This window comes from Streptococcus sp. 1001283B150225_161107_H12, assembly GCF_015552665.1.
Classification (GTDB): domain Bacteria; phylum Bacillota; class Bacilli; order Lactobacillales; family Streptococcaceae; genus Streptococcus.
Window position 1 is genome coordinate 330,640 of the sequence record NZ_JADNFC010000002.1, and the last position, 19,535, is coordinate 350,174.

Here is a 19,535-nt window from a genome sequence, read left to right on the forward strand (position 1 = left end):
CTATTTCAAATTTGCTTTTATGACTTGCAATTGACGTTTGAGACTAGTATCTAGGGTCTTATGATTTGCTGAAACCACAAAACCACCAATCAAATCTGGATCCAATTTTTCTTTCAGCGAACGAACTTGGATACCAAATTTCTTTTCAATAATAGGAATCAATTTCTCTTTTTGAGCCTGATCGAGTCCTGCAACCGAAGAAACGGTTACTTCGAAACAGTTGCTCACTTGTTGAATTTGATCCATACTCACTTTGACAATGTCATAAAATAAGGCTTCACGATGATTGAGAATAACCACTTCAATCAAATGGTCTAGTAATGCTGAATCCGAGTTTTGGAAAAGTCGCAGACTTTTCGCCTTCTCTTCATCCTCTACACCGATATGAGCTAAAAATGCAGCAAGGCCTGTTTCTTCAAAAACAGCCTTTATTTGACTTAGTTGTTCATAAACGTCATCTTGCTGATTCTTTTCAAATACCAATTGAACAAAAGGCTGGGAATATTTCTCAATTACCATTAATTGCTTTTTGTCCATTAGGCATCTCCTAATTCATTTAGGTAGCGATCGATCAGTTGGCGATGGCCTTCAGAGTCCAACTGTTGGCTTAGCAATTTACCTGCCAAGTTGACGGTTAGATCTGCGACATCTCCCTTGATACTGTTCATCGCTTCTTCTTTATTTTGCGAAATTTCTAATTGCGCTTTTTCTTTCAAGCGAAGGGCTTCTTGGTTGGCTTCACTGAGAATATGAGCCTTATTTTTTTCGGCTGTTTCCTTAGCCGTTTCAAGAATGGTCGTTGCTTCTTGACGACTACCTGCCAACTCCGCTTCGCGTTTTGCAGCTAGTTCCTCAGCCTTTTTACGGGCCGCCTCTGCTTGGTCAATATCATTGGTAATTTTTTCAGCACGCGCATCCAAAATACTAGTAATATTGCCCCAAGCAAATTTCTTTACTAAAAAGATTAATAAGAGGAAGGAACCAGCGATTAGTATAAAGTCACCAATAATGGTACCAATTGTTAAATCCATCTTCTACTCCTCTACTTACTCTTCCTCACCGTTTATTTTTTTACCTATGTACATGGATGACAACATGGTAAATACATAGGCTTGGATACATGAAATGAAAATCGAAAAGGCTGTCCATAACATGCTTCCGATAAAGGCTGCTGGATACCAATAAAAGGCTTGTTGAGACAAGGCTAAAAGTAAGCCTGCCAATACTTCACCGGCAAAAATATTCCCGTAGATCCGAATTGCTAAGGAAGCAAAATTGGTCACCTCTTCTAGGAGGTTCATCGGGGTCATAAAACCAGGAGTCGCAAAGGCCTTCAAGTATTCCTTAAAGCCTCGACGACGAACTCCTTCCACATGTGCGATCAAGGTGATCATAAAGGAGAGAGATAAGTCATAGCCGAGGTTAGCCGTTGGGGAAGTCCACAAGTTATAACCGTTTGTTGTTTGGACTTTTGCCATTAAACCAATATTATTGGCCACCAAGATAAAGAGAAAGAGAGAAAACAAGAACAAAGAATAGTTCTTCATGTAATGCTCTCCAATGTTTCCCTTGGTAAAACTAATGACAAAATCATAGATCATCTCAAGAGCATTTTGTTTGCCCTTAGGACGGAGGGTCATTTTGCGACTTGCCCAATAGACAAAAGCAAAGACCATCAAAACAGTTACAAGAGACATGGCAAGTAGGGTCAAATCAAAGGATACTGGTCCAATATTTAGGGTTGGATTCACACTTTCTTCCAAGGTTTGACACCTCCTTTCCTAAATAGAGAAGTCTATTTAATAACGAAGGCCATGGCCAAGGTTACGAAGAAGGTACCTTCTACAAAGGCAATCCCAAGGATCAAAAGGCTACGTAATTGACCGATAATCTCTGGTTGACGAGAAGCAGCTTTAAAAAGATTACTCATAATCAATCCTTCAGCAATGGACACGCCGAAGCAGGCAAAACAAAGACCTAAAAATGTTAAATTCATGATGAATTCTCCTTAAATTAATTTTACTCCCTTAGTTTACTCCTAAAAGATATAATAGTCAAATGTTTGCTTAGAAAGAAAACGTTTTACGGCAATTCTGTCACTACTTTTAAAATTCCTCTTGCCACTAGCGTTCAAAAGATTCTCATTATCTTTAGACACTTTGTCTATTTTTGTATTTCACACAAATTTATATTATTTTTATCAGAAGAGGAAGCATTATTACCAAGGATAGAAAAAACTCACCTGACGAGCAGATGAGTATATTCTTCCTATCTAAAGATAGATGTTTTAAAACTATCTGTTTGTTGTAGCCATTTCTTAAAGAGTTTTTCTTTCAGTGAAACCGTATTGTCAAACTTAACAGAGCCGTTACTTAGGGTAGCCTTATCTTTATCAACTGCTTCAGCAAATGCACGTTTCAAGTCTTCATAAGTGCTGTAAGTAGTGCCATTAACTTCAATAGCCTGCATTCCATTTTTGGCACTGGTCACCACTTCATTGAAGTAAGCTTTCTTCCAGTCTTCAAGGGTACTGAATTTTCCATCAGAAATCTTTTGAATGATGTAATCATCCCCTAAAGTCGCATGACCTGCTTGTTTGGATTCTTGTTTATACTTGTTCGAAGCATACCCTAAGAAGCTTTTTTCATAGCCATAGTAACCCCAGAGTCTGAAGGTATTGTGTTTGAAGGACATAGCTCCAGGAGCCCCTTCACTGGTGTTTCCTCCATAGATACCAGTCATCATCGGTACAGTCACATAGGCTGAACCAAAGTCAGATGGATTATAGACCCCATTTCCAGGACCACGATTGGTCATGAAGTTGTTGGTGATGAGGTCATCAACTGTATGTAAGTTGATGGCTTTTTCCTCATCACTCAAAGGACGCACCTTATCAAATTGATTCTTGGTGTTTGCCCCTCGGTATTGCTTATCAACCTTCTTGAACCAAGCATTGTTTAATGCCTGACTGCCTTTGTTGAGGACGGCTTCTCCTTCTAGGTAATCCAGAAGCATGAGGGTGTCATTATAGCCCTTCATGTAGCGATCAATGTCCTCGCGTGAAGTGAGATCATTTGGATTAGTATTGTACCATTGGTTTCCATCGTTAGGACGTTCATAGGCCATGTTGATACCTAAGGCCTTGTATTCCCCATTTGGATTGGATACGGATGGTGTTTGGAGCATGCCTTGGGCAAAAGCTTCAATATCTGTTCCTTCGCGGTGTCTCCAACCACCCAAGTAAACCATACGGTCATTGACGTGCGTCGTTTCGTGGGTAAAGGCAGAGACCCCAAAGTCACTGATCATATCGGTCACCATGAAGAAGACAGAGTCGTCTTTATATGGATTTCCGTAAATTCGCGCCACTGCTCCCATCCGCCAATCTGTCGCATGGTAACGATCGGTTGGACCATACAACTCCCGAATTGGAGCCACATCTTTGCCACTGTTGGTATGGCCATAACGGTCTGTACTAATGCCCTTGTAGTTTTGGTTATCAAGGACAGGGGTCGGCACCATATTATTGCTCTTCAAGAGTTGATTGCGAACCTTATCCGTTGCTAGACGTGACCAGAAATCGAGGTAATTCTGTTGTCCTTTAGCCACCTTATCAATTTCGGCTTTGAAGGCATTGCGTTCTGCTTCGGTGTGCTTACCATATTTCTCGAAGGAACTATAGGCCATGGTATTGTAGGTTGAAATCAAGAACATATGAGCATCTTTTAAGTTCAAGAGTGGCAAGATCATTTTACCGTGAACATCATTGTTTAAGCCCTCATAGGCTCTGTGTTTAGCAGACGCGAATGCTGGATTGGTCGTCTCAGGTTCCACAATATAGACATTGTCTTTGGTTGCTTTGATGAACCAATCATTCAAGTCTGTATCACTTGTAAAGAGCTCCATATTGTATTTCAGGAAGTCATTTAAGTTACCAGAAAGAGTCGATTTAGCCACAACTTCACGGAAGGCATCGTGGGTACGAGTCCCTTTGATGTAGTCTTCTTTTGAACCAATTTCAATCAAACGGTCTAAGACATCAACATTCTTCCCATAGAAGTCTGGCTTGAACAACATGAGCTGCTTAAGATTGACATCATCAAACTTCACTCCATAATAGCGGTTGAGGTAAGAGAGACCCAAAAGAACAGCGGCCTTGTTGTCATCAACTTTCTTGATAAGGGCCCGTTTGGCAGCCTCATCTGTGTTTAATTGATGGTCTTGGTTTTCAACCAGTTGTTTGACAAAGTGAGTCAGATTGTCCTTGACTTCTTGGAAACTCTCCTCGAGGTAAAGGTTCTTAATAGCATTGACCTTGTTTGGACCAGTTCTACCAAGATGTGTGTAAATTGGATCCGATTGCAATTCGACAGGACTTAATTTCCCTACGATGGCACTAATGAGATCACTACGATCTTTGTCCACCATATTCGGCGTGTAGACTACTTCACCGAGCTCCGCTACACTGTACTCTTTCACTTGTTTGACCTTAGAGACTTTCGGTGTAATGTTGAAGATATCTTTGGTCTTATCTGCGTAGTGGATCAGGATGTGGTCGGCATCAGCTAGTTCAGTGACAAAATCATTGCCCTTCATAGCGGTCACAGACAAGACTTCCTTGGTCAAGAGAGGACTTCCTGCAGCAAGTTTATTACCTTGGTTGACAATCCATTCTTTATTATAGAAAGGTTGCAATTTAGCGATATTGCGGTAAGCTAGCTCACGAGTGGCATCGTAGCCCGTGATTGTTTTGTATTGATCGTCTTTGTTAACGAGGTTATTGAGCGTATCTTCAATAGGTTTGTTGCTGGTGAATTTATCAGCAGTGATTCCCATTGCTTCGATTTTCTGCTCAGCTTCTGCTAGTGAGATACTTGGAATTTTACGGGAGTTGTTAAAGGTTTTCTTCCCTTCACTCACGCCTTCCACACTGTAATTGCGCTTGGTTCTTGAATAGGTGAAGTAATCATCTGCGTCTATATCTGAGTGACCAAATACTATCTCACCTGTTTTGACTTTCATCATCGTGATGTTGTCTTCGATAGTCCCCAAGGCCCAGTTGGTCCCTAGTAATCCACCAGATTGCACCGCTTCTTTGAGTTCAATTGAACCTTTAGCAACTGAATTTCTGAGAACCCCTTCTTTGCCTACTGTATGGTTATTTGCTCCATTTTGAGAGGAATAGACAAGACCTGCCGCTTTTGCTTTGTTACCAGTAATTTCAGCGTCAACGTAGGCTTTTTCAACAACACCCTTCCAGTTTTCGCCAACAACACCCGCTAGATAGCCACCTTTGTTACCAGTAGCGTGCAGTTTCCCGATAAAGGCAACATTGCTGACCTTCCCACTACCATCAATTTTATTAACAATCCCTGCTACGTCATTGTTCCCAACAACACTTCCTGTTACTTTAACATTTTCAACAGTTGCATTGTTTTTGATGATACCTGCGATTGGGGCTACTCGATCAGTCCCAGGTAGGTCAATCGCAACATTTTCAAGCAAGAGATTCTTAACCGAGCCACCTTCGATGTTCCCAAACAGTGGTCGCGTGATATTATGGATGGCAAATGTATTTCCATCCGTACTTTCCAAAATTCCCTTGAAGGCATTGGTTACATAAGATTTTCCTGCTGGTTGGACATTGGCTGCATTCATATTGCTACCAATCTTAAAGGTTCCAGTCGGATTGGCTTGCATGGCTTTTACAAGTTCGTTGAAATTGTAGTAGACATCACCTTCATGAGCTTTGGGTTTGGCAATATAGTGGACATAGTCCTCACTGAACTGGTTGTCTGCAGTCCGTTGGACCAAATCTGGAGCTTTGGCTGTTACTTTGTAGAGGGTCGTGCCATCTACCGTCACTTCTTCGATTTTATCAACGGCTAGTTTTGTGACCTTATTATCATGGGTGGTAACCTTTAAGTAGTATGGCTTCACATCAGACGGTGTTTCAGTCAAGAGGCTGCTATCCGTCTCAAAACCTTGGTCATCCACGCTAATCAGACTGGTTTCCTTGATGTTTTTGATTTCAACTTTTTTAAGGTCAAGTCTTAGCGGTTCTTCCTTAAGAACTTCTTCTTCATCCCCATTTCCACGGTCATAGACCATGGTCGTTGCGAGCGTATAATCCTTGTAGTAGTCTAAGTCTGCTAAAGCAGCCGCTAAATCCGTCTCAGAAAGGGCAAAAGTTTTCACCACTTGATCGCCCTTCTTCAATACAGCCTGGATAGACTTGATGGTCACACCGTCTGGTTTATCCAAACGATAAGTAGCTTTGGCACTGCGCTTCAATTCTTCCTTATCGACCTGGGTCAAGGTTAAGGTAGGCTTTTCAAGTTCTTTGCTCCCTTTTTGAATGATCTGATCTTGTGCTTGTTCAACTACTTCCTCAGAAACAGTAGGAGCATCCGCCGTTTTAACCCCCTTGATGGTCTTATAGACCTTAGTGATTTTTTTCTTCCCATTCTTACCAACTTGAGAAACCCTTTCGCTTCCTTTTAACAAGGTGGCATCTTGTTCGGTTACCGTCTTAAATGGAATTTCCTCAAACGAAACATCCTCTGTTTGGCCTTCAATCGCCTTACTTCCTCGACTAATTTTTTCTGTCACAGGAGCTTTTACAGTTTCAGTTGTCGTACTGAGGGGCTCTCCAACTTTCTCACCATTGACTGTTTTATAGACACGGCGAATTTCCTGGCTACCAGCCTCGCCTTTTTGAAGGAGGCTTTCTTCATCGGTGTAACGATTGGCATCCGTTACATACTCTGTTGCATATGGGAGGGCCACCGTTTCTGTCTCTGTTACCGTCCCTTCTATTACTTGATAGGTTGGATTCTCCGGTTGAACAGGAGCTTCGCCGACATGACCTTCTTCTTGTGTTCCCTTGGCTTCCACCAGGCCTGTATAGGCTGGAGTCTCTGGTTGAATGGGAGCTTCGCCGACATGGCCTTCTTCCTGGGTCCCCTTAGCTTCAACAACACCGGTATATTCTGAGTTCTCTGGTTGAACCAGGGCTTCGCCGACATGGCCTTCTTCTTGGGTCCCTTTGGCTTCCACAACACCGGTATAGGCTGGGGCTTCCGGTTGAACAGGCGCTTCTCCTACATGACCTTCTTCTTGGGTTCCCTTAGCTTCCACCACACCGGTATAGGCTGGGACTTCCGGCTGAACAGACGCTTCTCCCACATGACCTTCTTCCTGCGTTCCCTTAGCTGTGACCACTGGGGCAGGTTGTGGACTTGGTTGAACATCCTCCTTGGTCCCGACAGCAAGAATTTGTGAAACTGGTTCTTTAGTAACCTTGCTTTCAACTACCTTGCGAACTTCATGACCATTTACCGTACTCACTTCTGTTAAAACAGTCTGTTCACCATTTTGTCCAGCTCTTAGAACCCTTGTTTGACCTTTTTCTAAAGTAGGATCTGCTTGTTCTACCGTTTCAAACGGAATAGTTTCTGTTGAAACTTCAACGTTTGGCTGGTCCACAATAGGAAAAGCAGGACCCTCTTCAGGTGTTACCTGCGATAGAGTCTTTCCTTCTGTTGCAGGTTGGGATACTAACTTCTCCTCCACTCTTACATGAGGTTCTTGGCCCGTAGCTCTTGGATCAACTGGACAACGAAGGTAGCCAACATAGTCATAGCCTTCTATCTGGATGACACCATTTGCTAGTTCTTTACTGCTTGCAATTGAAAGAGTCTGATTGTAGCTTGCTAATTCAATATTTTGCAAGGCTGCGGCATCAATGGATAAGAGTAGGCTTTGCCCCATGGAACCAATTAATAGGAGTCCCATTACTTTTTTGCGGTGTTTTTTGGACAGCAAAAGAACTGCTAAAGAGGCAGTCCCTAAACTAAGGCCAGCAATCGCCAATTCGGTCGTCCCTGTTTGTGGCAGTAGACCTTGACTAGGTGTTTTCTTCTTATAGACCAGATAAAAGGTATCTTCATTTTGATATTCTTCAGGAATAGCACGAATTACTTGCGCTTGTTCCTCAGGAGTCAACTCATTTTCCGTGACATACCCCATATGAACCGTCGCTTCTGCCGTGAATTGATCAGCTTGTACAGAAGGCGCTCCTAATACACTTCCTGCAAAAAGAAGGGCTCCAATAGCAACTGGACCCACTCCGACGGATAATTTTCGAATCGAATACTTGGTAATCTTTTCAAAAGCTTGTCTTCTTTGTTTCATCCTATAACTTCCTACATAGTAATATTTGTAAATCATAGGAAGTCTCATTTATTTTTGGAGAAGGTCAACACTCTCCCTAAACCAGCTTCCCGTGATTTTTTACCTTTATCTATCTTATCTTTTTTCGTATCTTTTAGCAACTTATTTTACTTAGATTTTTTCCTTTATTTCATTCCCTATATTTTAGTTGCAACTTCTTACTTCCTCAAGAAAAAAACGCCTAAAAATAGGCGTTTTCATTCATCTTATAAGGACTGATAGAGATCCGCATAGTGTTGACTAGCCGTATCCCAAGAGAAATCACGGCTCATAGCTTCTCTTTGGAGACCGTACCAAGCATCCTTATCATGAGTATAAACTGTCAAAGCTTGGTCGACAGCCCAATTCAACCAATAACCAGATAGGTTGTTAAAGCTAAAGCCAGTACCACTGCCATCAAGCACATTATAGGCTTGTACTGTATCTCGCAGTCCCCCTACCTCGTGAACCAATGGTAGCGTACCATAACGCATAGCCATCATTTGAGATAGTCCACATGGTTCAAAACGACTTGGCATCAAGAAAACATCCGAAGCAGCATAGATTTCTTGCGCCAACTGGACATCAAACATAATATTGGCAGAGAGTTTATCTGGATAAGCTTGAGCAAACCAAGAAAAGGCATGTTCAAAACCAGGATCTCCCGTTCCCAAAAGAACGATTTGGATATCCTTTTGTAGAAGGTTGTGGAGTTCTTCAACCACCACATCAAACCCTTTTTGTCGGGTCAAACGAGAAACGATTCCAAACAAGGGAACATCATCACGAACCGGAAGTCCGACACGTTCCTGAAGAGCTCGCTTACTTGCTGCTTTTCCTGATAAATCATCTTTATTGAAATGATAGGTCAAGAGCGGGTCTGTTTCAGGATTGTAGAGGTCTGTATCGATTCCATTCACAATCCCCGTTAATTTACCAGATTCCATGCGTAAGATTTGATCGAGGCCACAACCATATTCAGCTGTTCTGATTTCATAACTATAACTTGGTGAAACCGTCGTCACACGATCAGCATAAAGGATCCCAGCCTTCATCCAGTTTAAGCAATCTTTCCAACGAAGGGTGCCATCTTCATATCGCTCAAATCCAACTCCAAACAAATCCCATAACATCCCTGGGTCAAACTGCCCTTGGAACTCCAGATTATGGATGGTCAAGACAGACTTAATACCATTGTAAGCTTGAATCCAACGGTATTTTTCCTTAAGAAGGAAAGGAATCATGGCTGTATGGTAGTCATGAGCGTGGACGATATCTGGAATGAAATCTACACGTTCCATCATCTCAAGCGCTGCCAATTGGAAGAAGGCAAAACGCTCCCCATCGTCAAAATCTCCGTAGACATGTCCTCTAAAGAAGTACTTTTGATTATCAATGAAGTAGAAGGTAACACCATCTCTAAAAATACGTTTTACCCCAACATACTCACTTCTCCAACCTACCTTTGTAGTAAAGTGTAGCACATCTTCAACTTGGTCGCCAAATTTCGCCTCTACCATGTCATAGTAGGGGAGGACGACACGAACATCATGACCTTTTTTAGCCAAGGATTTAGGAAGTGCCCCAATGACATCTCCCAAGCCCCCCGTTTTTGAAAAAGGAGCTCCTTCAGCGGCAACAAACAATAATTTCATTATCCAATATCCTCTGTAATCACAGCACCTTTTTTAATCACAAGAGGTGCTTCTTTGGTTCCACGAATGGTAACGCCAGTTTCAACTACGACGCCCTTGTCAAGAATCGCATGCTCTACGACAGCTCCCTCATGGACAACGACTCCCGGGAATAAGAGACTGCTACGAATTTCTGCCCCCTTGTGTAGATGAACACGACGAGAAATGACAGAATCATGTACCAAAGCTTCGACAATGCTTCCTGATGCAAATTGCGAATTCTTAATTTGCGAACCAGGAGCATAGTAAGTTGGCTCTTCATTTTTCACCTTGGTATAAACTTTTTGATTTGGTGAGAAGAGAGACATGAATTTATTGGTTTCCAACATATCCAAGTTAGCACGATAGTAGGATTCAACTGAATGAATATTGGCAATATAGCCAGTGTATTCAAAAGCGAAGGCCCCGTGTTCTACTGCTAAATCACGAAGGATATAACGCAATTTTTCTGGATATTCTTTGTGAACCTCTTGCTCCAATTTTTCAATCAACCATGGTGTATCAACGATAAAGATATCTGTCGACATATTGTAAAGAGCTTCTGGATCTTGGCCTTCAAACAATTTTTGACCAGTCACATGATCTGTCTCATCGATTTCTAAAACCGCATTTACTTCAGAGATGTCACGATGATGCATCTTTTTGTAGACCACTGTGATTGGTCTGTCAACGGTATTGTGCAAGTGGAAGACTTGGTTCAAATCAATGTTTACTAAGATATCACAGTTAAGAGCGACTGTCTGGTTCGAACCAGAGCGTTTCAAATAGGTCAAGAGTTGCTCATAATATTCCTTGCCAACGTTTGAACTTTCTACTGGAGTGTTGTAGATACCGAGATAGTAGTGGCTCAAAAGAGTTGACAAGCCCCACTCACGACCAGAGCGAATATGGTCAAAGACAGAACTGATGTTTTCTTGCTGGAAGATACCAAATACACTACGGATTCCTGCATTAGCGAGGCTAGAAAGCGGGAAGTCGATCAAGCGATATTTCCCATCAAATGGCAGACTGGCAACAGGACGATGATCTGTCAATGATGACATATCATGGAAGCCTACTGTGTTTCCTAAAATAGCTGAATACTTATCAATCTTCATCTGTTGCTACCCCCACTTTTTCGTTATATCCAACGACTTGTACTTCTTCCGTTCCATCGATGACAACACCTTCTGAAACAACTGCTCCTTCACCGATAATAGCACGTTTAATCACAGCACCTTGACCGATAATGGCACCACTCATGACGACAGAATCTTCAACGACTGCACCTTTACGAACTTGTGCTTCCGTAGACAGGATAGAACGTTTTACTGTTCCATCTACCCAGCACCCATCCACCACCAAGGAATCTTCAATTTGGGCATGTTCGCCAAAGAAGTTTGGTGGTGAAATCAAGTTACGAGAATAGATCTTCCAGTGACGATCCCGGCTGTCCAAGGCATTGTTTGGATCAATGTATTCCATATTTGCTTCCCAGAGAGATTCAATAGTTCCCACGTCTTTCCAATAGCCATTGAATTCATAAGCATAGACACTTTCTCCAGATTCAAGGTAAGTTGGAATAACGTTTTTACCAAAGTCAGACATATCGATGTCACTCTTCTCTGCAGCCACTAGCATGTTGCGAAGACGAGACCAGTCAAAAATGTAGATCCCCATAGAAGCTTTTGTTGATTTTGGCTCTGCAGGTTTTTCTTCAAATTCGACAATTCGATTGTTGGCATCCGTATTCATAATTCCGAAACGGCTAGCTTCTTTTAAAGGCACATCCAATACAGCTACTGTAAGGCTGGCATTGTGATCTTTGTGAGACTGAAGCATGTCGTCATAGTCCATCTTGTAGATATGGTCTCCAGAAAGGATCAACACGTACTCTGGATTGATGCTATCGATGTAGTCGATGTTTTGGAAAATCGCATGACTTGTTCCTTCAAACCAACGATTTCCTTCACTTGCAGAATAAGGTTGAAGGATAGAAACCCCAGTATTAATACCATCAAGACCCCAACTGGAACCATTTCCGATATGGTTGTTTAAGGCAAGCGGTTGATACTGAGTAATCACGCCAACATTGTGGATACCTGAGTTGGCACAGTTGGATAAAGCAAAGTCAATAATACGATAACGTCCACCAAATTGCACTGCAGGTTTGGCAATGCTTTGAGTGAGTTTTCCAAGGCGAGTTCCTTGCCCACCAGCAAGGATCAGAGCTAGCATTTCATTCTTCATTGATTACTCCTTTTTGGATTGACGAGACCTTCTTCCCACTTCTGAGGAGAGGCACTGTGGCCTCTTCTACAGACTTAGGAATGGGATCATAGACTGCGATCAGTAGATCACCAACAACTATTTTTTTGTTTTAGACACATTGGAACGAAGTTTTCGTTTCACTTTCCATACACTAGCTCCAAGAGCCGGTAAGGTGAAGGTCAAGGTTTGTGGATAATCTTTCCATAATCCCTCTTGAGTCTTCACTTCCTGGTTGTGCTCTTTCCAGACACCTCCCCATTTCTCTAATTCTGTATTCCAAATTTCTTCATAGACTCCAGCAACAGGGACGCCGACTGTAAAGTCCTTGCGCTCTACTGGTGCCATATTAAAGATACATAGCAGATGATTTCCTTTTTTATCCTTACGAGTAAAGGTCAAGACACTTTGATCTCGGTTATCTGCATCAATAATCTCAATACCATCATAGCTATCATCAATTTCCCAGAGCATCTTGTTATCTTTGTAGAATTGATTGAGCTGTGAAGTAAACTCTTGCATCTTGCGGTTCATGTCATCTTCTAGATTGGACCATTCTAGCTGTTCTTCAGACTTCCATTCTAAGAATTGGCCAAACTCTGAACCCATGAAGAGCAATTTCTTACCTGGGTGACAAATCTGATAGGTCAAGAGGTTTCGCAAGCCAGCGAACTGGTTGTAGCGATCTCCCCACATCTTATGCATGAGACTCTTCTTCCCGTGAACCACTTCATCATGAGAGAATGGCAACAAGAAGTTTTCAGAGAAAGCATACATAAAGCTAAAGGTCACCAAGTTAAAATCAAATTTCCGATAAATAGGATCTTCCTCGTAGAAGCGAAGGATATCATTCATCCAACCCATATTCCACTTGTAGTCAAATCCTAAACCACCATACTCTTCTGGACCAGTGATCTTGGTGCCAGATGAACTTTCCTCCGCTACCATGATGACATCCGGATGTTCTGATTTAATCACAGCATTCATCCGCTTAAGGAAATGAATTCCTTCATAGTTGAGATTTCCACCATCGATATTTGGTGTCCATGGACCACTATCATAGTCTAAGTAAAGCATGTTACTGACCGCATCGACCCGAATTCCATCCAAATGATAAAACTCAATCCAGAACTTCACACTAGAGATGAGGAAGGATTGGACCTGGTTTTTCCCTAGGTCGAAGTTCAAAGCTCCCCAGCCATAGTTGTGGGCACGATGATGGTCTTGGTATTCAAAGGTTGGTGTTCCATCGTAATAAGCCAAGGCATCATCATTGATGGTAAAGTGTCCTGGTACCCAGTCCACAATCACCCCGATGTTATTCAAGTGACAGGCCTCAACGAAATCTTGAAACTCTTCCGGTGTTCCGTAGGTATGCTCTAAGGCAAAGTAACCCATCAATTGATAGCCCCAACTAAGCCCAAGCGGGTGAGCCATCACTGGCATGAACTCCACATGGGTATAGTTCATTTTTACCAAGTAAGGAATCAAGTCTTCCTTCAACTGAGCAAATGAATAGGGACTTCCATCTTCATTTCGTTTCCAAGAACCGGCATGAACTTCATAAATATTTACTGGACGAGATCTAAAACCAAGTTTTCTCCGTCTGGCCATCCAGAGTCCATCTTTCCATTTCCGCTCAGGAATCTCCGTAATGACTGCTCCAGTACCCGGACGTTTTTCCATGCGGACTGCTAAAGGATCCACCTTCATCAAGCGGTGGCCATTTTGTCTTGTAACATGGAACTTATAGATATCGCCAACTTGAGGTGCAGTTGTAAAAACTTCCCAAACACCAGCTTCGTTTCGCACCATAGGAATTTCATTTTCTTCCCATTGGGTAAAATCACCTACTAGGTGTACTGCCTGAGCATTTGGAGCCCATACACGGAAACTATACCCTTCCACACCATCTACTTGCTCTTTATGAGCCCCTAGATAATGTTGAAGATGAAAGTTCTCCCCAGTTCCAAATGTATACAATGCTTGTTTCGTATCCATTCACTCACCTCTCTCGCTTTTATGTAAGCGCTTCCTATTAGTATTATTCTACTATAAATAGTTGAAATATTCAAGATTTTTTCTTGAATAATACGATGAAAATTTATGAAAAGAATTTGAAACTTCCATTATTTCTCTGAAATTTCCTAAAATAGATTCATAATTGTTCAGCTTTCAAACTATCTTTCCAATATTATACTATAAAAATAAGTGTAATTAAAGCTATTTCCGAAAATTTTTAGAAAATTTAGATTTTTTGTTTTGATATAACGACAACAACTCCATTTTTTTTCAGCTACTTCATTTAAAGAAACAAATAGACGTTTAAAACAAAAAAGCTACCACCTCTTCCAAGGTGATAACTTTTATCAGATTTTTAACATCAATTAGTCTACGTTCACGTATTCTTTAGAAAGTTCAAGCACTTCTTCCATGGTTGAACATTCAGTAAGAGCACGATTAGCGTATTCTTGCATCTTAGCAGTATCGAGTTTCTTCATCAAGCTACGTGTACGAAGGACAGATGTAGCTGACATAGAGAACTCATCCAAGCCCATTCCGACAAGAAGTGGAACAGCTGTTTGGTCACCAGCCATCTCACCACACATTCCAGCCCATTTACCTTCAGCGTGAGCTGCTTTGATCACATTGTTAATCAAACGAAGGATCGATGGGTTATATGGTTGGTAAAGGTATGAAACTTGTTCGTTCATACGGTCAGCAGCCATTGTGTATTGGATCAAGTCGTTTGTACCAATTGAGAAGAAATCAACTTCTTTGGCAAATTGGTCAGCCAACATCGCTGCAGCTGGGATTTCAATCATGATCCCTACTTCGATGTCGTCAGCAACGGCAACACCTTCAGCAACCAATTTCGCTTTTTCTTCTTCCAGAATACCTTTAGCTGTACGGAACTCTGTCAACAAAGCAACCATTGGGAACATGATCCGCAATTTACCGTGAACAGATGCACGAAGCAAAGCACGCAATTGTGTACGGAACATTTGGTTACCAGTTTCAGAGATAGAGATACGCAAAGCACGGTAACCCAAGAATGGGTTCATTTCTTTAGGAAGATCGAAGTAAGGAAGTTCTTTATCCCCACCGATATCCATTGTACGAACGACAACAGGTTTACCGTTCATACCTTCAAGAACTGCTTTGTATGCTTCGTATTGATCATCTTCAGTTGGGAAGTCTTGAGAATCCATGTACAAGAATTCTGTACGGTAGAGACCAACAGCTTCAGCACCATTTTCGTTCACACCTTCAACGTCTTTAGGTGTACCGATGTTAGCTGCCAACTCAAAGTGTTTACCATCTGCAGTAACAGTTTTAGCATCTTTCAAAAGAGCCCATTCAGCTTTTTGTTTAGCGTAAGCTTCACCAGCTGCTTTAAATTCAGCGATTTGTTCTTCACTTGGGTTGATGACTACTTCACCAGTGATTCCAGATACAGCCAACACATCACCATCTTTTACGAGATCTGTAATGTTGTTTGTACCAAGAACCGCTGCGATTTCAAGTGTACGCGCCATGATAGCTGAGTGACTTGTACGTCCACCAATGTTTGTAACAAAGGCTTTAACGAACTGTTTGTTCAATTGAGCAGTATCGGATGGAGTCAAGTCATGCGCAACCACGATTGCTTCTTCATTGATAGTTGCTGGGTTTGGCAATTTCTTACCAAGCAAGTTTGCAAGAACACGTTTGGTCACGTCGCGAATATCTGCTGCACGTTCTTGCATGTATGGGTTATCTTCCATTCCTTCAAAGATGGTGATAAACATGTCTGTAACTTCTTTCAAGCCAGCCTCAGCATTCACCTTCTTCGTGCGAATTGTTTCCTTGATCTGACCAACCATTTCAGGGTCAGAAAGAACCATCATGTGAGCATCAAATACTTGTGCTGCTTCCTCACCAAGGCTCGCTACTGCATTCTCCCGAATAAGAGAAAGCTCGTTTTGTGAAGCTTCTAGAGCTGCATCCAAACGAGCTTCTTCTGCATTTGTATCTTCAACTGAGATTGTATCAAATGACAAGTCGGGTTGAACAAGTAGATATGCCTTAGCAACGGCAACACCATCAGATGCTGCAATTCCTTTAAGCATTTCTGTCATGTTTATGCCAATCCTTCTTTTTCCATTGTTTCAGCGATTGCTGCAAGAGCATCATCAGCGTCAGCTCCTTCAGCTGAGATTACAACGTCAGCTCCTTGACCAACACCAAGGCTCATAACACCCATGATTGATTTCAAGTTAACTGATTTACCTTTGTATTCAAGAGTAATATCTGAAGCAAATTTGCTAGCAGTTTGAACCAACAAAGTTGCTGGACGTGCGTGGATACCTGTTTCTGCCACGATGTGGAAATCTTTAGAAGCCATAGTTTGACTCTCCTTTTAAAATTAGTTATTGAGTTATCTGTGATAACCCTTACAATTTGCTATTATATCATCTTCTTCATTATTTTTCAAGATTTTTATCACACACTTACTGAAAATACTTACAGGAAGCACTCAATTTTTCTCTTCTTTTGAACTACTTTTTTTACTTTCTTCTATTAAATAAATTGAATTGCTTTCAGGGACACAGTATATAGAATTTTAGGAAAATGGTTCGAATTCCTTTGACTTAAAAAACCTATATTTTATCACGTTTTCCTCAATTTTCACTAATTCTTACAATACTACATATTGTGGTATACTTCGATATAGTTAATTTACGTGCACAATATTTAGTTAAAACTCTTGACAAGGAAAAACCTTTTGTTTATACTAGATACAGATTTATGAATTTAGAGGAGTTAGATCACATTATGGTGACAATTTATTCAAAAAATAATTGCGTTCAATGTAAAATGACCAAACGTTTTTTAGATACCAATCACGTTGAATACCGTGAAATTAATCTAGATGAGCAACCTGAGTTTGTAGACCATGTGAAGAACCTTGGTTTCAACGCTGCACCAGTTATCCAAACGGCAGATGAAGTCTTCTCTGGCTTCCAACCAGCTAAGCTCAAGAAATTATCTTAACATTATTAAACAGGATCTGATTGGTCTAGGGAATGGATTACTGTAGTTCTCGACTACGGTGTTCCCCTGGCCCTTTTACTTGTACAGGGGAGCTTGCCTCCCCTTTGTTTTTGAATTAGAAAAAGGAACATTATGGGATTAAAATCACTTGAAGACGTAACCTACTTCCGTCTTAATAATGAAATCAACCGTCCAGTTAACGGTCAAATCATGCTTCATAAAGATAAAGAGGCCTTGGATGCTTTCTTCAAAGAAAATGTTGTGCCAAATACCATGGCCTTTGATTCAATAACGGATAAAATCAACTACCTTATTGAACACAACTATATCGAAACAGCCTTCATTCAGAAGTACCGTCCTGAATTTTTGGAAGAATTGGCCCAATTTATCAAAGATCAAAACTTCCAATTCAAGTCCTTCATGGCTGCCTATAAATTCTATAACCAGTATGCTCTGAAAACAAATGATGGAGAGTACTATCTCGAAAGTATGGAAGACCGCGTCTTCTTCAATGCTCTCTACTTTGCGGATGGAAATGAAGAAATTGCTAAAGACATCGCAAATGAAATCATCCACCAACGCTACCAACCAGCTACTCCTTCTTTCTTAAATGCTGGACGTGCCCGCCGTGGAGAATTGGTCTCCTGTTTCTTGATCCAAGTAACCGATGACATGAATGCGATCGGACGCTCTATCAACTCAGCCCTCCAACTTTCACGTATCGGTGGTGGGGTAGGAATTTCCCTCAGCAACCTTCGTGAAGCTGGAGCACCGATCAAGGGCTATGAAGGAGCCGCTTCTGGGGTCGTACCAGTCATGAAACTCTTCGAAGATAGCTTCTCTTACTCTAACCAATTGGGACAACGCCAAGGGGCTGGGGTTGTTTACCTCAACGTCTTCCACCCAGATATCATCGCCTTCCTTTCTACTAAGAAAGAAAATGCCGATGAAAAAGTTCGGGTTAAGACCCTTTCACTTGGTGTCGTCGTGCCAGATAAGTTCTACGAATTGGCTCGTAAGAATGAAGAAATGTATCTCTTCAGTCCTTACTCTGTAGAACGTGAATACGGAGTGCCATTCAACTACATCGACATCACTGAAAAATACGATGAGTTGGTTGCTAATCCAAACATCCGCAAGACAAAAATTAAGGCCCGTGATTTAGAAACTGAAATTTCTAAATTGCAACAAGAATCTGGCTATCCATATGTAGTCAACATCGATACAGCCAACCGAGCCAACCCTGTTGATGGCAAGATCATCATGAGTAACTTGTGTTCAGAAATCCTCCAGGTTCAAGAACCAAGCTTAATCAACGATGCTCAAGAATTCATTAAAATGGGAACTGACGTCTCATGTAACCTTGGTTCAACCAACGTAGTCAACATGATGACCTCACCTGATTTTGGACGTTCGATTCGTGCTATGGTTCGTGCTTTGACCTTCGTCACCGATAGCTCCCATATCGTGGCCGTTCCAACTATCGACCACGGAAATAAACTGGCGCATTCATTCGGACTTGGAGCTATGGGACTTCACAGCTACCTTGCGCAACAATTGATTGAATACGGATCACCTGAGTCTGTTGAGTTCACAAGTATCTACTTCATGCTCATGAACTACTGGACTCTCGTAGAATCCAACAACATCGCGCGTGAACGTGGCGTTACCTTCCACAACTTTGAAAAATCAGACTATGCCAACGGTACTTACTTTGATAAGTACACGACTGGAGAATTTGTACCAAAATCTGATCGCGTCAAAGAGCTCTTTAAAGACATCTTCATTCCTAGTGCAGAAGACTGGGCAGAACTTCGTGATAAAGTCAAGGCAGATGGTCTTTACCACCAAAACCGCTTGGCTGTCGCACCAAATGGTTCTATCAGCTACATCAATGACGTATCTGCTTCTATCCACCCAATCACACAACGGATTGAAGAACGCCAAGAGAAGAAAATCGGGAAGATCTACTACCCTGCAGCTGGTTTATCAACAGAAACCATTCCTTACTACACTTCTGCCTACGATATGGATATGCGCAAAGTCATCGATGTCTATGCTGCCGCAACTGAGCACGTAGACCAAGGACTCTCACTGACCCTCTTCATGCGCAGTGATATTCCAAAAGGCCTTTACGAATGGAAAACTGAAAACAAACAAACCACTCGTGACTTGTCTATCCTTCGCAACTACGCCTTTAATAAGGGAATCAAGTCTATCTACTACGTCCGTACCTTTACTGATGATGGTGGAGAAGTTGGCGCGAACCAATGCGAAAGCTGTGTCATCTAATTTTTTTAAATATATTATCTCTCTATTAAGACTTTTTGTTATTTTTATTGA

Annotated in this window: 13 protein-coding genes; 2 read left to right on the top strand and 11 right to left on the bottom strand. The window is 41.7% G+C overall.

The genetic code is table 11. The annotated features are described in order from the left end of the window. The 11 genes from I2C87_RS04970 to I2C87_RS05020 all read right to left on the bottom strand — a co-directional run bounded on the left by I2C87_RS04970 (position 1) and on the right by I2C87_RS05020 (position 16,542). On the bottom strand, positions 1-537 hold the full coding sequence (locus I2C87_RS04970; RefSeq protein WP_061563778.1) for a F0F1 ATP synthase subunit delta: 537 nt from the start codon (positions 535-537) through the stop codon (positions 1-3). Further along, positions 537-1,031: a F0F1 ATP synthase subunit B gene (gene atpF, locus I2C87_RS04975; protein ID WP_061563777.1), complete on the bottom strand. Its 495-nt coding sequence runs from the start codon at positions 1,029-1,031 to the stop codon at positions 537-539. Before atpF ends, I2C87_RS04970 begins: the two co-directional genes overlap by 1 nt. Before the next feature lie 15 nt (positions 1,032-1,046). Continuing rightward, positions 1,047-1,763 carry a F0F1 ATP synthase subunit A gene (gene atpB, locus I2C87_RS04980; RefSeq protein ID WP_048789648.1) on the bottom strand — a complete coding sequence of 239 codons (717 nt, stop codon included), beginning with the start codon at positions 1,761-1,763 and terminating at the stop codon, positions 1,047-1,049. Between the two features lie 32 nt (positions 1,764-1,795). Then, the gene (locus I2C87_RS04985) at positions 1,796-1,996 is read right to left on the bottom strand and encodes a F0F1 ATP synthase subunit C (RefSeq protein ID WP_006596628.1); all 201 of its coding nucleotides are present in this window, start codon (positions 1,994-1,996) and stop codon (positions 1,796-1,798) included. A gap of 272 nt (positions 1,997-2,268) precedes the next feature. Further along, entirely contained in the window at positions 2,269-8,196 is a 5,928-nt protein-coding gene (locus I2C87_RS04990; RefSeq protein ID WP_195324137.1) for a ZmpA/ZmpB/ZmpC family metallo-endopeptidase, read from the bottom strand. Between the two features lie 245 nt (positions 8,197-8,441). Next, complete coding sequence (glgA, locus tag I2C87_RS04995) at positions 8,442-9,869, bottom strand: glycogen synthase GlgA (protein ID WP_195324138.1); 1,428 nt, start codon at positions 9,867-9,869, stop codon at positions 8,442-8,444. Continuing rightward, on the bottom strand, positions 9,869-11,005 hold the full coding sequence (gene glgD, locus I2C87_RS05000; RefSeq protein WP_195324139.1) for a glucose-1-phosphate adenylyltransferase subunit GlgD: 1,137 nt from the start codon (positions 11,003-11,005) through the stop codon (positions 9,869-9,871). The genes glgA and glgD overlap by 1 nt, the downstream gene beginning before the upstream one ends. Continuing rightward, positions 10,995-12,137 (bottom strand): glucose-1-phosphate adenylyltransferase, encoded by a 1,143-nt coding sequence (locus I2C87_RS05005; protein ID WP_195324140.1) that lies wholly within the window; start codon positions 12,135-12,137, stop codon positions 10,995-10,997. The genes glgD and I2C87_RS05005 overlap by 11 nt, the downstream gene beginning before the upstream one ends. 117 nt (positions 12,138-12,254) lie before the next feature. Then, positions 12,255-14,156 carry a 1,4-alpha-glucan branching protein GlgB gene (gene glgB, locus I2C87_RS05010; RefSeq protein ID WP_120702147.1) on the bottom strand — a complete coding sequence of 634 codons (1,902 nt, stop codon included), beginning with the start codon at positions 14,154-14,156 and terminating at the stop codon, positions 12,255-12,257. A gap of 386 nt (positions 14,157-14,542) precedes the next feature. Beyond that, positions 14,543-16,276, bottom strand: a complete 1,734-nt coding sequence (gene ptsP / locus I2C87_RS05015; protein WP_195324141.1) for a phosphoenolpyruvate--protein phosphotransferase — start codon at positions 16,274-16,276, stop codon at positions 14,543-14,545. A gap of 2 nt (positions 16,277-16,278) precedes the next feature. Next, complete coding sequence (locus tag I2C87_RS05020; RefSeq protein ID WP_006596636.1) at positions 16,279-16,542, bottom strand: phosphocarrier protein HPr; 264 nt, start codon at positions 16,540-16,542, stop codon at positions 16,279-16,281. 431 nt (positions 16,543-16,973) lie between these two features. Between I2C87_RS05020 and nrdH the strand changes: the two genes are divergently transcribed. Together nrdH and nrdE are read left to right on the top strand one after the other, a co-directional pair. Next, entirely contained in the window at positions 16,974-17,192 is a 219-nt protein-coding gene (nrdH, locus tag I2C87_RS05025; protein WP_006596951.1) for a glutaredoxin-like protein NrdH, read from the top strand. Positions 17,193-17,324: 132 nt separating this feature from the next. Further along, complete coding sequence (gene nrdE / locus I2C87_RS05030) at positions 17,325-19,484, top strand: class 1b ribonucleoside-diphosphate reductase subunit alpha (protein ID WP_195324142.1); 2,160 nt, start codon at positions 17,325-17,327, stop codon at positions 19,482-19,484. Positions 19,485-19,535: the final 51 nt, after the last annotated feature.

Coding starts and splice junctions, on each gene's coding strand:
- atpF (WP_061563777.1), bottom strand. CDS start 1,031: ATGGATTTAACAATTGGTACCATTATTGGTGACTTTATACTAATCGCT.
- nrdH (WP_006596951.1), top strand. CDS start 16,974: ATGGTGACAATTTATTCAAAAAATAATTGCGTTCAATGTAAAATGACC.
- nrdE (WP_195324142.1), top strand. CDS start 17,325: ATGGGATTAAAATCACTTGAAGACGTAACCTACTTCCGTCTTAATAAT.
- glgA (WP_195324138.1), bottom strand. CDS start 9,869: ATGAAATTATTGTTTGTTGCCGCTGAAGGAGCTCCTTTTTCAAAAACG.
- I2C87_RS05005 (WP_195324140.1), bottom strand. CDS start 12,137: ATGAAGAATGAAATGCTAGCTCTGATCCTTGCTGGTGGGCAAGGAACT.
- I2C87_RS04990 (WP_195324137.1), bottom strand. CDS start 8,196: ATGAAACAAAGAAGACAAGCTTTTGAAAAGATTACCAAGTATTCGATT.
- I2C87_RS05020 (WP_006596636.1), bottom strand. CDS start 16,542: ATGGCTTCTAAAGATTTCCACATCGTGGCAGAAACAGGTATCCACGCA.
- I2C87_RS04985 (WP_006596628.1), bottom strand. CDS start 1,996: ATGAATTTAACATTTTTAGGTCTTTGTTTTGCCTGCTTCGGCGTGTCC.
- ptsP (WP_195324141.1), bottom strand. CDS start 16,276: ATGACAGAAATGCTTAAAGGAATTGCAGCATCTGATGGTGTTGCCGTT.
- glgB (WP_120702147.1), bottom strand. CDS start 14,156: ATGGATACGAAACAAGCATTGTATACATTTGGAACTGGGGAGAACTTT.
- I2C87_RS04970 (WP_061563778.1), bottom strand. CDS start 537: ATGGACAAAAAGCAATTAATGGTAATTGAGAAATATTCCCAGCCTTTT.
- glgD (WP_195324139.1), bottom strand. CDS start 11,005: ATGAAGATTGATAAGTATTCAGCTATTTTAGGAAACACAGTAGGCTTC.